The organism is Paenibacillus sp. VT-400 (assembly GCF_001029205.1).
Lineage (GTDB): Bacteria > Bacillota > Bacilli > Paenibacillales > Paenibacillaceae > Paenibacillus > Paenibacillus amylolyticus.
Genome location: NZ_LELF01000067.1, coordinates 2,680,519 through 2,693,440, shown reverse-complemented (window position 1 = coordinate 2,693,440; position 12,922 = coordinate 2,680,519). Strand labels below are relative to the sequence as shown.

The window sequence follows — 12,922 nt, the reverse complement described above, 5'->3', positions numbered from 1 at the left end:
CTCTTGTCTCTTAACATGTTCTAAATAAATTAACGGCTCGCTTATGCTTTAACAACTTCAACCTTTTTATCCCCTGCTGACTTCGCTACCTCTAACGTTGTGTTACCTTGGATAGTGACTATTAGGCCAGTAGCCAGCATAGAAACGATTAAAGCTGCGCTGAGGGCTGTGGAAATTTTCTTCTTGACCATAACCATACCTCCGATATCTATTATGTTGTGTTATGCGGCTCAAAGAACTATGATGAGCCGGGTGTGACTAGATATTACAATATTTCACTTTTTTGTTGGGCAATCTACCTGGTGATTGTATTATAACGTACTGACAATGATTGTAAAAGGGTTTTTTCCTTGTGTTCAAATACAATAAAGTATGATTGTTTTCTCAGAATTTCTTTTCAAAACTAAAAAATTTGGCGGTCATTCTCCTTGATGTGAAGTATCCACATATTCAATAAACCTTTTCGCTGCTGGGGAAATATTATGATCATCTCTCCACTTCAATCCTATTTCCCAGTACCATCCTTCATCAATGATAGGGATCCAGACCAATTCATCTAACATCAACCCCAACGTCTTAGGCAGTACTGATACACCTAGACCCGACTTTATAAAACCGGCTACAGTGATCAGGTCCTCCGCTTCATAAGCCGAAGCAAGAAAAAATCCGGTATGTCGGAACCGGGATATGATCGTTGCTTTTAATCCACAGTTGTTTTTCAATCCAATAAATGGCTCGCCAGACAGCTCTGTCAAACTAAGAGCGCTACAATCTGCATAACGATGTTGGGAGGGAACAACAATGTATAAAGGAACATTTTTAATCGTCTTCCAGTGATGATTATTCAAAGTAGATTCCCTCGATGTAATCATAATATCCGAGAATCCTTGCTCCAGATGTTCATCAATATCTCCTAAGTTCCCTTGTGTCAATTCGAACCGAACTTTGGGATACTTCAATTGATAACTCCGAATTAGGCTAGGGATCAATTCAACACCGAGAATATTTAGATAAGACAACGTGATCACACCAGTATCCGGATTGGACCACTCTTCGATTTCCTTTAGACCATTTTCAATATTATGTAGGGCCCTACCAATCCATTTAGAGAACATAGTACCGTTGCGGTTCAGCTTAATATTTCGTCCATTTCTCTCAAATAAAGGAGCTCCTATCTCGTTTTCAAGCTTGGCAATTGCATGACTTAACGCTGGCTGAGTAATACCGAGTTTTTTGGAGGCTAAGGTCATATGTTCAAGCTGTGCAACGGTCATAAAGTATTCCAATTGTGTAAGTTCCATTAAAACACCCCTCCATATATTAATAATATTCATCATTTCTATTATTATAATAAATTGGACGTTATGAAAGTAGCAAGTGTAGTATTAGTTCTAGCTCCTCTCGAACAACACATTAAGGTTTAGAGACAGAGCAATTTCAAATTAATCATTGAATACCATCACTAGGAGGAATAGTTATGCATAAAGAGTTTGAGTTCTCTGTATCAGAATTTAAAGGTAAAAGGGTGCTTGTAACCGGAGGAACAAAGGGAATGGGGCAAGCAGTTGTAAAAAGACTTGCAAACGGCGGAGCTACAGTTCTTACTACTGCCCGTTCCCTATCTGCTGACTTGCCAAATTCGGTCAAATTTGTTCAAGCAGATGTCGCCACAACTGAAGGTGTAGAGCAAATAATTTCAGCAGTAAAAGAACAACTTGGAGGTATCGATATTATTGTCCATTGCGTAGGTGGATCAACGACACCACCAGGAGGCGCACTTGTATTGAGTGATGAGGATTGGCTTCATACATTAAATTGGAATTTACTCGCAGCAGTTCGAATTGATCGTGGCTTAATTCCACTTATGTTAGAAAATAATTCAGGAGTTATTCTTCATTTCACTTCCATCCAGAGACGTTTGCCTTTATATGAAACTACACTGGCTTATGCATCTGCCAAAGCCGCGCTGACTAATTATAGCAAGGGATTATCGAATGAATTTTCCCCTCAAGGAATTCGCATCAATACATTGTCTCCCGGATTTATTCAGACAGAAGCGTCTGACGCATTAATTGATCGGATCGCAACGGAAACCGGAAGTCGAGAAAGTGCGCTCGAACAACTTATGACTTCACTCGGAGGTATTCCAATTGGTCGGCCAGGATTTCCTGAAGAAGTCGCTGAGCTGGTCGCATTTCTGGTCTCAGACCGAGCAGCATCGATTACAGGTAGTGAATATGTCATAGATGGGGGAACGATCCCTACCGTCTAAAAACTAATTAATAAAGGGTGAGAACAATATGGATCTCAATCATTTACCGTCTGTAATCGCCAAATACATTACTGCATCTAACAAGCCAGACCCGATAGCATTTGTAGATTGTTTCTCAGAAAATGCCGTCGTGTTGGATGAAGGAAAAAAGCGAAATGGCAAACAGGCGATTCGGGAATGGAGTGATCAAAACCATTTCGCGGCGAATGTAACGTTAAAGCCAACATTAGCAAAAAAAATAGGTGATGAAATTGTGCTAACATGCGAGCTGGATGGTACCTACGACAAGACTGGTCTACCCGATCCACTATTATTGAATTATCATTTTGTTATTGTTGACGATAAAATCGTCAGACTTTCCATTTTCTAAAGATATCCAAATGTAAACACAATGTTTGGTTGACTACCTGGAACGTAAGGTCAATTATTCATATAATGGGCATATAGTTCCTCGAAGGTTGTAAAACGTTCGACTTTTCTGCCGACCTTATCATACTCTTCTAGATAATCATCCATCACTTCAAGGAGCTTCTCTTTCATAACTGGTAAATTACTTGCATCAAAGTACTGCATAAGATCATATTTCTTGGTGCCTTTCTCCAAGGCCATTTCATCAAGATACTCATGTGCTCCAAAGGCCGAAAGAAAGACGTAGGAAGCATCGTTTGTTATAACACTGTTCAAAATTTTATTCTGGTAATTGCACCACAATTCTTCGTATGTTCCCCTTAGATTATCAAAGGTCGGAGCCGGTTTAACAATGAAGTTATCACACATTGTGTTATGTAACCTCGTAACGCTATTCAACATATTAAAAGATGTTATTCGAATATCTTCAATGGTATGAGCTTCGATGATTGACATGTATAAGGATTCGAGATCATCTGGAACATAGCGAAACGAGCGTATCTCTTCCAAATATCGCTTGATCCCTCGTTTGATACACGTGTTATTCATACTCACCAAGGCATTGACGAGATTGTACAGAACGCCAGCAGATGCATATCGCACTGAACCGATATCTTCACCAAGCATCGTATCGCTGTATGCTTGCTTAGCCAGATCGATCCATTTATTTGCTCGATTAAGACACACTTCTCCTATCGGATTCGCAAGTGCATCAAGAGCTTTTTGCCTGAAGTCATTCAATTTCTCCAAATCCTCAGGCTTCGCATAGTAGAGTACTTTAAGCTCGGTTAGGCTCGATACGTTAGGACTCTCCAAGGTGGATTGCTCTTGTATTCTTGAATCCCATGGCGTGCAATAGATATCATATCCAACGTCGTCCAAGATGAAGCAATCGGATATTTCCCATCCCTTTTCTGTATTATTAATGATAATTAAATCAAGATCACTCTTCTCGTGAAAGTCACCGGTGCTAAATGAACCAGTAAGCCCAATAATGGCGATATCGTCTAGAAAATCTCTTTTTACGCGTTCAATCACCATGTTAATGAGCAGTTCATTTTTGTCCAGCAGCTTCTTTTTTATGATTTCGTTCATTCGTTACCCCTCTTTGTATGGTCCGGCCGTCCTTTATCACAACAACCTTAACTTGAGTCTATCGATTTAGAGGTGCGGTTACTATGTATAAGATGACTTAAGTCATCTTTGCACAAAATCCGCTAAACCGTCGATACGACGAGTTAGCGGATTTCATTAGTTTCTTGTATAGACTATTTTCTTTATGCTTTCGCAGGACAAGAAATACCGATCCGCCAACTCCTCTATCCTGACTCCATTACGGAATAAGGATTTAATCTCAGCGTTTCGAGCAGAGACCCTGCTCTTGCTCTCTGTTTTCTCGCCCCATTTTAGGTGTGCCTCTTTGGGTTTTGGGATATAAACCAATTCCCCTTGAACGTATTTTTGAATGATCCGTAACAATTCTTCCGGAAAAATAGACTCGGCTTTTGAATATTTCATGGGCCTCACTCCTTATTTAATAGATCAATAAGGTACAAAGCCAGTTAGTAGAATATTACGATTCGTCGTTGGCAATGTGTTTATTCCCGGGCTCTATGCAAAGCATTGCCATAACCTTCACTGGCTTTGCATAGAGCCATGCATGTAAGAATCCTACCCCGATTGTTTTCAATAGCCTCACCTCCATAGAAAATAGATAGTTGCTATTTGCTTATTATATCAGGGCTTGTTGTTGAAATGTTTAATTATGTCTTTTGGGGCTGACACGATTGTACGCGTAAAGTGGGATGTATATCAAAAGGTAGGAGCCGGTAATTCATCAATTTTTATACGTAGTAAACTGTACGGTTTTTGTCGCAGGTCTCTTCCATAATGAAATCTCGCCTGCCTATGTAATTGGTTCACAATCACATATAAGTATTGATCCGGACCAATCGAAAAAGTATCCGGCCATAAAATTCGGGGATCATGGGCGATGGTTTCCATGATTCCATTCGGCAATATCTTTCGAATACTATCGTTTTCGTAATCTCCAGCATAAACGTTTCCTTTAGCGTCTGTGATCATCCCATCAGATGCACCCTTCTCTCCCCAATACTGCACAAGATCACTTAACTTAAAATCCGGTATCGTTCTGTCTCTTAACGATTCTGTTGAGATCGAGTATAGCTGGCGACTGGTTAATGGACAATAGAATAACATTTTTCCATCAGGGGAAATGGCTATACCATCAGAGGCCAATCGAAAGGGAGATGTCGAACCATCCGCGTTTCGATTCATCAAAATTTCACCTTCCACTTTTGGCACAAAATATGGATCGGGTGAGGTCGAGCTTGCTCCATGCAACCGTCTATACGCATTTCCGTTTTCTAAATTTACGACGATAATAGCGCCTGGACCATTGGAAGAAGAATCCGTTATATATGCGAAACCTGCTTTTCCTACACGAAAGTCAAATCGGACATCATTCAGATACGTTGTTGGCAAGACTACATCATCTGCAAATGTATATACTTTTCTTATTGTATTTGTTTCTAAATCTACCGCGACTAATTTTGCCCCTCCTTTAATAGGCTCTGAAAAGTTTGGTGCAGCCGTGTCCAGTACCCACAGGGTTCCCCTTCCATCTGCAACAACACTCTGGACACTAATGAAGGACATAACGATATTCAATGGGTTGATCAAATTCGTTTCTTCATTAGGATAAGGTTGCATCTGACCATCAACAATTTCCGCTACCGTAAATCTAACGTCATCTCCCCATTTCGGAAAGCAAATGAAGATACGCCCGGTTTCGGATACACTAACGCCTGTAGGCATAGCCCCGTAAAAGGAATGAACGAGTTCTAACTTACCAAAATATTCTTCCATAGGTAACATAGGCAGTATGATGTCCTCCTCAACAAGGTTGAATAGATATTACCTATAATTATGTTCAAGACTTATTCTAATGCCTCTCCCTTAATCATTCTTTTTCAACCTTCATTTTGAAATTGTCCGATAGATCTAAAAATACAAAAAACTTCGGCGTAAGCCGAAGCATGTTGACTGTAACTATATGTGTTCTAGGAAAAATGCTTCCTCCGATCGTCAACGCAAAACTTTGCCAAGCTTATCAGTACCAAAACCGTTTTATTGTTGGTCCGGTAAACCTAATGCATTGGCTGAAGTTATCGCTTGATCTAAAAATTCCTCTGCTCGGGTCAATTGCTGCCTGGCAATCTCCAACGCTTGTGAATTTGTTGCCGCATTAGATTCACTTAACGAGCTTATTGCCTGATTTAAAGCCTTCTGCACCTCAGAAACCGCGTTAGATGCATGCTGCTCCAGCGTATTACTACCACTCGAGTTAAGTGCATCTTCTGCTGGTTTTCTTGCGTTTTCGGTTGCTAGATCAATTTTGTTTTTATTGGGCACCGTGACTCCTCCTTCCATGAGTAAGATCATTCATTTAAACAGAAATAAGTATGGGATTGAGATTTTGTTTATATCCCTGCGACTGTATGGGAATATTCGGATCTTACCTCTCCGGTGATCCATATTAGTATAAGATCCGGTGCATTGGAAAATCTAATCTTGATGAAAAAGGAGGGGATCATTTCTGAATGGCTAATCCAACGCTAGCGCCGCACGAATCGATGGAACTGCATGAAGCGTTAAACTTCAAAACGCTCTGCATCGCTAAGTCGAAACTTATGCAAGGCCTGGTCTTTGACCAAGAGCTAAAAGCATTAATGCAGAAAGACGTAATTCAATCCATACAACAGATTGCTGAGCTGCAAGCAATCTACGCAAGAGCTCCTTTTCAAGCACCCGTTCCGAATAATCCGACACCTATAACACATTAAGGGGAACTCAGATGAATACCGATTATTTAGATCCGATTAATTCATTGAATATGCCGGAAATGGCAGATATGACTTTTGCCATGGACTTCCTTCTTCGTGCCAAGGAGGGTGTACGTAATTTGTCCATCGCCCTGACGGAAACGGCTTCACCGGATGTAAGAGCCCTGTTGCATACTCATCTGAAGCAGGGAATTGCAATGCACCAAGAAATTTCGGAGCTCATGATTCGCAAAAAATGGTTTCATCCTTATGAGCTGAACGAACAGTACCAACTCGATCAGCTTTCGGCGAAAAATACGGTGATGATCGGGCAGATGAATCTGTTCCCGGGTGATACGTCACGTAAAGGGATGTTTGATCGGACCCCAGATGAACATATTGGAGGACATAAAGCATGAAGGCGGTAACGTATCAAGGGGTTAAAAATGTCGTGGTCAAAGAGGTGCCGGATGCGAAGATTGTGAAACCGGACGATATGATCGTAAAGATCACCAGTACCGCGATTTGCGGTTCTGACCTTCATCTTATTCACGGGATGATCCCTAACCTTCAGGAAAACTATGTCATCGGACATGAGCCGATGGGGATCGTAGAAGAAGTGGGCCCTGGCGTGACCAAGGTAAAAAAAGGCGACCGCGTAATCATCCCGTTTAACATCGCATGCGGAGAATGCTTTTTTTGCAAAAATCAGCTGGAAAGCCAATGTGACAATTCCAACGAGCACGGGGATATGGGCGCATATTTCGGCTACTCTGGAACGACCGGTGGATATCCCGGCGGGCAAGCGGAGTATTTACGGGTCCCATTTGCTAATTTTACCCACTTTAAGATCCCTGAAAACTGCGAACAACCGGACGAAAAGCTAAGCTTGATCGCCGATGCCATGACGACGGCATTCTGGAGCGTAGATAACGCCGGCGTTAAAAATGGAGATACGGTCATTGTGCTCGGCTGCGGCCCGGTCGGACTCCTGGCCCAGAAGTTCTGCTGGCTGAAAGGAGCTAAGCGGGTCATAGCCGTCGACTATGTCGATTACCGCTTAAAGCATGCGAAGCGAACAAACCATGTGGAAATAGTAAACTTCGAACAGGATAAGAATATTGGGAACACTCTCAAGGAAATGACCAAAGGCGGCGCCGATGTTGTCATTGATGCGGTAGGAATGGACGGCAAGATGAGCGATCTTGAATTTCTAGCCAGCGGTATGAAACTGCAAGGCGGCACCATGAGCGCATTTATCATTGCATCTCAGGCTGTTCGCAAAGGTGGCACCATTCAAGTCACTGGGGTATACGGCGGACGTTATAACGGATTCCCGCTCGGTGATATCATGCAGCGAAACGTGAATATCCGTTCCGGACAAGCTCCGGTCATTCACTACATGCCATACATGTACGAGTTGGTTACGTCTGGCAAAGTGGACCCTGGCGACATTGTTACGCACGTCATTCCGCTCAGCGAGGCCAAACGGGGCTATGAAGTGTTCGATACAAAAACGGACGATTGCATTAAAGTCATCTTAAAGCCTTAAATATGAATAGATACATGGGAGGACAATCTGAATGGATTCCACTTACGCTTTGCATGAGATGCTCGAGGTGCATGAAATAGCTGCGTTCAAGACGGTTTGTATGACTAAATCCAAGACCATGCAAGCTCTGGTAACCGACCCGGAGCTCAAGCAAATTTTGCAACAAGATGCGATATTATCACAACAGCAACTTCAGGAGCTCGGTGAAGTGCTGTCTAAAGCGACTGTATAGGAGATAAAAAATGAACCCAATATTAGAACATATGACTGGTCTTAATACGTTGACCGATGACGTAATCGCAATGGATTTTTTGATGAACGCCAAGAGCAGTGTCAGAAACTACGCCATGGCTGTGACCGAATGTGCCACCCCCGAAATCAAACAAATTTTGATGAAACAGCTCGATGAAGCGATAGACTCTCATGAAAAGATATCAAATTACATGGTGCAGCATGGCTTATACCACCCTTACCATATTGCAGAGCAAATTCAGCTCGATCTGAAAAACATTCAGACTGCTATGAACATTCCGTCCTGACACCCTTTTTGATTTTAGCCAGAGACTTCAGAGAACAAAATGTTCCTATGTCAAGAATTTCAACAATAATAAAAGGCGGATACACTCCGCCCTTTTTTCGGTATCATCACGAAACACGCTTATACAAGCGTTCCTTTACTTAATTTCCATCCTGAGACTGTTTTATGGACGCTGCTCTCAACTTTAATTGACTACAGTGAACTTAAGGCTCCAGCCTCCATGACATCTCCCAAAAATCAAGTTCAAAGCGACTGCACATCACGAAAATATCTTCCATCCGTTGGTACGTTCCCTCGCTACAGCCTTCTAATAGCTTATCCGTTAACGTCACTAGGGAGTGATTGTTGTTGTTGTATTCAGAGGAAGCATATCCTGTGATCCACTCTCCGTAAAAAGGATGATCAGCTGCGCCTGGCTTTTGGGCAAGGACTTGACCAATCTCTGCATAGCTCCATGAGCAGGCCAGAATGGATACAAGTACTTCTGCTATGCCACCGGCATGGGAAACAGAGAGCATATAGTTAGTATAGGCTGCATTTTTCAGTGCAGGTTTTACCTGGAAAACATGATCCTCTGTAATTCCTAATCGCTCCATATAAGAACGATGAATTTTCATTTCACCATTTAGGATGTTATCTACGTTTTTACTAAAAAACTGCATCAATTTCGGGTCGTGCGACTTGATGATACCTAGTGCAAATACACGGGCATAATCGAACAGGTACAAGTAGTCTTGCAGCAAATAATAACGAAATTGTTCAACCGTTAAGGAACCATCTCCGATTCCTTTAACAAAGGGATGCTCAAGACATTCCTTCCACACAGGCTGTGCTGCCTGATATAGTCTCTCTGAAATAGTCAACATGTGTTCCTCCAATTCATAATGTACGTATTTAAAAACAAAAAAACGAAACATCCATAGGATGTTTCGCAGACAAATACACTAAAACAAGGGGGTTCGCATGAGCTACCCAAGTACAGCGTTTCATCGTTGCATCCCTACGTTGGAATTATCCAAATCAGGTAAGGTCGGTTTAACACCCTCTCAGCCGGTTAAGGCTCCCTCGCAAACGGTTGTATGTAGTTGATTACTTTCTTATCCGCATAAAAGAAAAAATAACATCCATTTAGTATATCAAGGGCTGTTAAATATAGTCAAGGCAGATTGTATCGCCCTCATCAGCTTGAGTGACGTATGTAAACGATGAAAACCATCACAACAATGGTTGAGTTTTAGCCACTGTTATGATGGTTTCTATTCTTGCAACTACTGCCGATTGTTTAATGCCCGAGTTTGTTCTTTCCGACAAAAGTGAGTATTCCGTACTGGGAAGTGTTTCTCCAGCTCTCATTGGTCGTATCATTCCATTTAGCTACGCTCTGCTTACCTCCGCCCTGGTTGTCGTTAATTTGAAGCTCGAAGCCGAGAACATTTCCTGTTTTGGGCGTCAATGATTGTAAATGAATTCTGGCTTCTACGAGGTATCCTTTATTCGTTTTCTTCACAGCACTTACAAGGCGTCCGGGTGAGGCACCGCCTGCAAAGGTTCCTACATTGTCTGCACTGATTCTGAACTGGGCATCATCATATTGAAAATACGGTGTGCGCTGGTGATTCTCGTCCAGGAAAATCTCAACCGAATCCTGATCCCATGGGTTGATGCTGTCTGTAATGATGTTTGGATCAGTGACGTCGATCAGCAGGTATAGATACTCACCTGACCACATTGCGCGAGCCACTGCCTCTGCACCTTTGGTCTCATTCAACCGTTTTACTTCAAATGGTACAGCCTTATTCCATAGGGCGTCTTTCTTCCCATCAATCTGAACAATCCCTTGCACAGCTTGTGCAGATTTGGGCATAGGGGTGAGTTGAATCACGCCGTATTTGCTTGTATCTTGTTCCTGAGATTGTGTTCGATCATTCCAGTACAGTGGATTATAAGGTTGTGTCCCACTTGAACCGCCATCAGTCACACGGATATCCAAGCCGGCTTCATATTCTGATCCGACTTGTATACCACCCCATGGAATAGACAATTCAACCTGATATCCGGCGTTTGTCTCGCGTACACGATACGAACGCTGCACCGCGCCCTCAGCTTTGCCCGACCGCTTAATGATTACATGTCGGTCATCTGCTTCATATGAGGTAGTCTTGCCATTATTGAGATCGACAAAGATATCTACTTTGTCATTCACGTCTGCCTTTGCATCCTGAACATCCACAAGGATATACAGATTACTATGATCCCATAAGGTGCGGAAACTGGCTGATTCCGAAGAGTCACCCTTCAGTGGAGTGGACACCGCTTTGTTCCAGAGCGGATCTTGTGACTGTTTTTTGATATCCGGTTTACCCGAAAGTGAGGCGGCTCTCTGTGTCAACACAGGCAAACTGGATTCATCCACGAGTCCCCAGTATGCTTTTTTGGCCTTCAGGGCTGAATCAAACAGCATAGCCTGGTTGTTGTAAGACTTCTCATCTTGGAGTCCCCATAAGGTAACTGAAGAAATGTGGTCTTTGTGTTTTTTGTACAAATCCAACAGTTCCTTATATCGATACGCCTGCTTTACTGCAACTTCATCGGACATCTCTTCACCAAATGGAATTCCGCTATCCACATCCAGTTCCGTGATCTGAATATCCAATCCAAGTTCGGCGAACATGTTGATCGTTTTTTCAATTTCCTTGATGGGCGGGGATTCCAGGTTATAGTGGGATTGCAAACCCACACCATCGATGAGCCCCTTCTCTTTCAGTCGTTTGACCAATCGATACATATGCTCTCTTTTCTCAGGGATTTCCGTGAAGTATTCGTTGTAATATAATTTGGCATCCGGATCGGCTGCACGAGCGAATTCATAGGTTTTCTCAATGTAATCCGGACCGATTATTTCATAAAAGGGACTTTTACGTAAACCGTTGGCATCACCATTGCTATCCGCAATCGCCTCGTTTACCACATCCCAGGCATAGATCTTACCTTTGTATCGGGTCATGACGGTTTCGACATAATCCTGAATCCGGGCAAGCAGTAATTCTCGACTCGCAGGGTTACCCTGAGGATCCTTGAACATCCACTCCGCAGCATCAATATGCCACAACAACGCATGTGCGCGTACGCCCATACCATGCTCCTCAGCGAACTGAACATATTGATCGGCTGCCTCGAACTCATAAACACCTTCGGAAGGAGACATGTACTTCGGTTTCATCTCATAGGTTGCGGTCAAGCTGTTAAAGTGCTTTGTGAGCAGTTGTCCATATGCGCCTTCCAACTGCCAGCGATACACCGCTGCACCAATGGGGAAATCATCTTGATACAGGTCCTCCAGAGACCGAATATCTTCTTCAATCTCCAGTTGCTCGGCCAGAGTAAATGATACATCATCCACATAGAACGATAACGTATCTAGGCTATCTTCAGAGATGTAGGGTGTTTCGATGAACAAATTCAATTCAGTGGGATCATCACTATACTGAAATTTTCCGGTGATTTTGTGCCATGTATTCCATTCTGCTTTGGCAATCTTCACGCTACCGATCGGGTTCCAGCTTTCGGCAGTTGTTTTTTTATATGTGGTGAGCTGTAGTGTTTGATCCGTGGTGGGCTCCTGGGTAAGTCTTACATATGCCGCAATTTCGTACTCTTGGTTACGCTTAAGCAGATCCTTCATGGATAACATCGGTCCATGATAGGAACGCTCACGGTTGGCGACCAGCATACTGGACTGACCTTCGTGTGCCTCCTGCTGTGTCACTGTCAGCCTTTCGTTACCTGTACGTGGAGTCCATCCCTGAAGTGTACCGTCTTCAAAGTTTGTACTCAAATGACCTCCCTCCACTTCCGTAACTGCCTTGGCAGCATGTGAGACATTCGAAAATGGAAGCATGGCGACTATCAGCACAAGAACCAAGGCTGCAATATTCCATTGACGTAACCGTTTCATACAATTCCTCCTCTTGATTGGGTCTAAGTATTTCTGAACGGATTAACATCCAGATAAATAGATTATAGCTCTTTGGATAGCGCTTACATATAACAAATTTCCAATGATTATAATAAAAAGTTATCAATTGGTAATTCACAATGCCCGTCCCGGCCGTTCAGATCACACAATAAATTAGTTAGGAAACACTTTATTCGACATTTTTCTGCATTTTGATATGAAAATGTTTCTTCATCTGTGACCCTAAGAGTATCTCTAAATAATTGATATTCAGTAAAACATTTCATTTAATTGCTAAATAAGTGTGATTTATGGTACCTTTAAAACAAATAATGATAGGTTGGCTATCATT

15 protein-coding genes and 1 riboswitch are annotated in these 12,922 nt (G+C 42.5%); of the genes, 7 read left to right on the top strand and 8 right to left on the bottom strand.

Features of this window, described 5'->3' with window-relative positions; all coding sequences use genetic code 11:
• Positions 1 to 41: 41 nt before the first annotated feature.
• Positions 42 to 191: a hypothetical protein gene (locus EL84_RS32320; RefSeq protein ID WP_164783315.1), complete on the bottom strand. Its 150-nt coding sequence runs from the start codon at positions 189 to 191 to the stop codon at positions 42 to 44.
• A 228-nt stretch (positions 192 to 419) separates the two neighbouring features.
• The gene (locus tag EL84_RS22440) at positions 420 to 1,301 is read right to left on the bottom strand and encodes a LysR family transcriptional regulator (protein WP_047843185.1); all 882 of its coding nucleotides are present in this window, start codon (positions 1,299 to 1,301) and stop codon (positions 420 to 422) included.
• Positions 1,302 to 1,477: 176 nt separating this feature from the next.
• Here EL84_RS22440 and EL84_RS22435 point away from each other — a divergent pair, with 176 nt between their 5' ends.
• Together EL84_RS22435 and EL84_RS22430 are read left to right on the top strand one after the other, a co-directional pair.
• The gene (locus tag EL84_RS22435; RefSeq protein ID WP_047843184.1) at positions 1,478 to 2,272 is read left to right on the top strand and encodes an SDR family oxidoreductase; all 795 of its coding nucleotides are present in this window, start codon (positions 1,478 to 1,480) and stop codon (positions 2,270 to 2,272) included.
• 28 nt (positions 2,273 to 2,300) lie between these two features.
• Positions 2,301 to 2,642, top strand: a complete 342-nt coding sequence (locus EL84_RS22430) for a nuclear transport factor 2 family protein (RefSeq protein ID WP_047843183.1) — start codon at positions 2,301 to 2,303, stop codon at positions 2,640 to 2,642.
• A gap of 50 nt (positions 2,643 to 2,692) precedes the next feature.
• On the opposite strand, the gene EL84_RS22425 is transcribed toward EL84_RS22430, so the two are convergent.
• From EL84_RS22425 to EL84_RS22410, 4 genes are all read right to left on the bottom strand, one after another.
• Entirely contained in the window at positions 2,693 to 3,775 is a 1,083-nt protein-coding gene (locus EL84_RS22425) for a nucleotidyltransferase domain-containing protein (RefSeq protein WP_047843182.1), read from the bottom strand.
• Between the two features lie 156 nt (positions 3,776 to 3,931).
• Entirely contained in the window at positions 3,932 to 4,198 is a 267-nt protein-coding gene (locus EL84_RS22420; protein ID WP_047843181.1) for a CD3324 family protein, read from the bottom strand.
• Between the two features lie 294 nt (positions 4,199 to 4,492).
• Complete coding sequence (locus EL84_RS22415) at positions 4,493 to 5,578, bottom strand: L-dopachrome tautomerase-related protein (RefSeq protein ID WP_200904537.1); 1,086 nt, start codon at positions 5,576 to 5,578, stop codon at positions 4,493 to 4,495.
• Positions 5,579 to 5,830: 252 nt separating this feature from the next.
• Positions 5,831 to 6,115, bottom strand: coding sequence for a hypothetical protein (locus tag EL84_RS22410; protein ID WP_047843179.1), 285 nt, complete (start codon positions 6,113 to 6,115; stop codon positions 5,831 to 5,833).
• A 188-nt stretch (positions 6,116 to 6,303) separates the two neighbouring features.
• On the opposite strand from EL84_RS22410, the gene EL84_RS22405 reads away from it, so the two are divergent.
• The 5 genes from EL84_RS22405 to EL84_RS22385 are packed head-to-tail and all read left to right on the top strand — an operon-like array spanning position 6,304 to position 8,616.
• Positions 6,304 to 6,546, top strand: coding sequence for a hypothetical protein (locus EL84_RS22405; RefSeq protein ID WP_036615405.1), 243 nt, complete (start codon positions 6,304 to 6,306; stop codon positions 6,544 to 6,546).
• An 11-nt stretch (positions 6,547 to 6,557) separates the two neighbouring features.
• Positions 6,558 to 6,944, top strand: a complete 387-nt coding sequence (locus EL84_RS22400; RefSeq protein ID WP_047843178.1) for a spore coat protein — start codon at positions 6,558 to 6,560, stop codon at positions 6,942 to 6,944.
• The gene (locus EL84_RS22395; RefSeq protein WP_047843177.1) at positions 6,941 to 8,077 is read left to right on the top strand and encodes a zinc-dependent alcohol dehydrogenase; all 1,137 of its coding nucleotides are present in this window, start codon (positions 6,941 to 6,943) and stop codon (positions 8,075 to 8,077) included. The genes EL84_RS22400 and EL84_RS22395 overlap by 4 nt, the downstream gene beginning before the upstream one ends.
• A 31-nt stretch (positions 8,078 to 8,108) precedes the next feature.
• Positions 8,109 to 8,309 carry a hypothetical protein gene (locus EL84_RS22390; RefSeq protein ID WP_047843176.1) on the top strand — a complete coding sequence of 67 codons (201 nt, stop codon included), beginning with the start codon at positions 8,109 to 8,111 and terminating at the stop codon, positions 8,307 to 8,309.
• A 10-nt stretch (positions 8,310 to 8,319) separates the two neighbouring features.
• Positions 8,320 to 8,616 (top strand): spore coat protein, encoded by a 297-nt coding sequence (locus tag EL84_RS22385; protein ID WP_047843175.1) that lies wholly within the window; start codon positions 8,320 to 8,322, stop codon positions 8,614 to 8,616.
• A gap of 202 nt (positions 8,617 to 8,818) precedes the next feature.
• Here the strand turns inward: EL84_RS22385 and tenA are convergent, their stop codons facing one another.
• Both tenA and EL84_RS22375 read right to left on the bottom strand, forming a co-directional pair.
• A complete protein-coding gene (tenA, locus tag EL84_RS22380) occupies positions 8,819 to 9,481 on the bottom strand; it encodes a thiaminase II (protein ID WP_047843174.1) in 663 nt (220 codons plus the stop codon).
• A gap of 113 nt (positions 9,482 to 9,594) precedes the next feature.
• Positions 9,595 to 9,692: riboswitch (TPP riboswitch) on the bottom strand.
• Between the two features lie 205 nt (positions 9,693 to 9,897).
• The gene (locus tag EL84_RS22375) at positions 9,898 to 12,570 is read right to left on the bottom strand and encodes an endo-1,4-beta-xylanase (RefSeq protein ID WP_047843173.1); all 2,673 of its coding nucleotides are present in this window, start codon (positions 12,568 to 12,570) and stop codon (positions 9,898 to 9,900) included.
• Between the last annotated feature and the right edge of the window lie 352 nt (positions 12,571 to 12,922).

Coding starts and splice junctions, on each gene's coding strand:
- EL84_RS22390 (WP_047843176.1), top strand. CDS start 8,109: ATGGATTCCACTTACGCTTTGCATGAGATGCTCGAGGTGCATGAAATA.
- EL84_RS22435 (WP_047843184.1), top strand. CDS start 1,478: ATGCATAAAGAGTTTGAGTTCTCTGTATCAGAATTTAAAGGTAAAAGG.
- EL84_RS22425 (WP_047843182.1), bottom strand. CDS start 3,775: ATGAACGAAATCATAAAAAAGAAGCTGCTGGACAAAAATGAACTGCTC.
- EL84_RS22400 (WP_047843178.1), top strand. CDS start 6,558: ATGAATACCGATTATTTAGATCCGATTAATTCATTGAATATGCCGGAA.
- EL84_RS22375 (WP_047843173.1), bottom strand. CDS start 12,570: ATGAAACGGTTACGTCAATGGAATATTGCAGCCTTGGTTCTTGTGCTG.
- EL84_RS22430 (WP_047843183.1), top strand. CDS start 2,301: ATGGATCTCAATCATTTACCGTCTGTAATCGCCAAATACATTACTGCA.
- tenA (WP_047843174.1), bottom strand. CDS start 9,481: ATGTTGACTATTTCAGAGAGACTATATCAGGCAGCACAGCCTGTGTGG.
- EL84_RS22420 (WP_047843181.1), bottom strand. CDS start 4,198: ATGAAATATTCAAAAGCCGAGTCTATTTTTCCGGAAGAATTGTTACGG.
- EL84_RS22415 (WP_200904537.1), bottom strand. CDS start 5,578: ATGTTACCTATGGAAGAATATTTTGGTAAGTTAGAACTCGTTCATTCC.
- EL84_RS22385 (WP_047843175.1), top strand. CDS start 8,320: ATGAACCCAATATTAGAACATATGACTGGTCTTAATACGTTGACCGAT.
- EL84_RS22405 (WP_036615405.1), top strand. CDS start 6,304: ATGGCTAATCCAACGCTAGCGCCGCACGAATCGATGGAACTGCATGAA.
- EL84_RS22395 (WP_047843177.1), top strand. CDS start 6,941: ATGAAGGCGGTAACGTATCAAGGGGTTAAAAATGTCGTGGTCAAAGAG.
- EL84_RS32320 (WP_164783315.1), bottom strand. CDS start 191: ATGGTCAAGAAGAAAATTTCCACAGCCCTCAGCGCAGCTTTAATCGTT.
- EL84_RS22440 (WP_047843185.1), bottom strand. CDS start 1,301: ATGGAACTTACACAATTGGAATACTTTATGACCGTTGCACAGCTTGAA.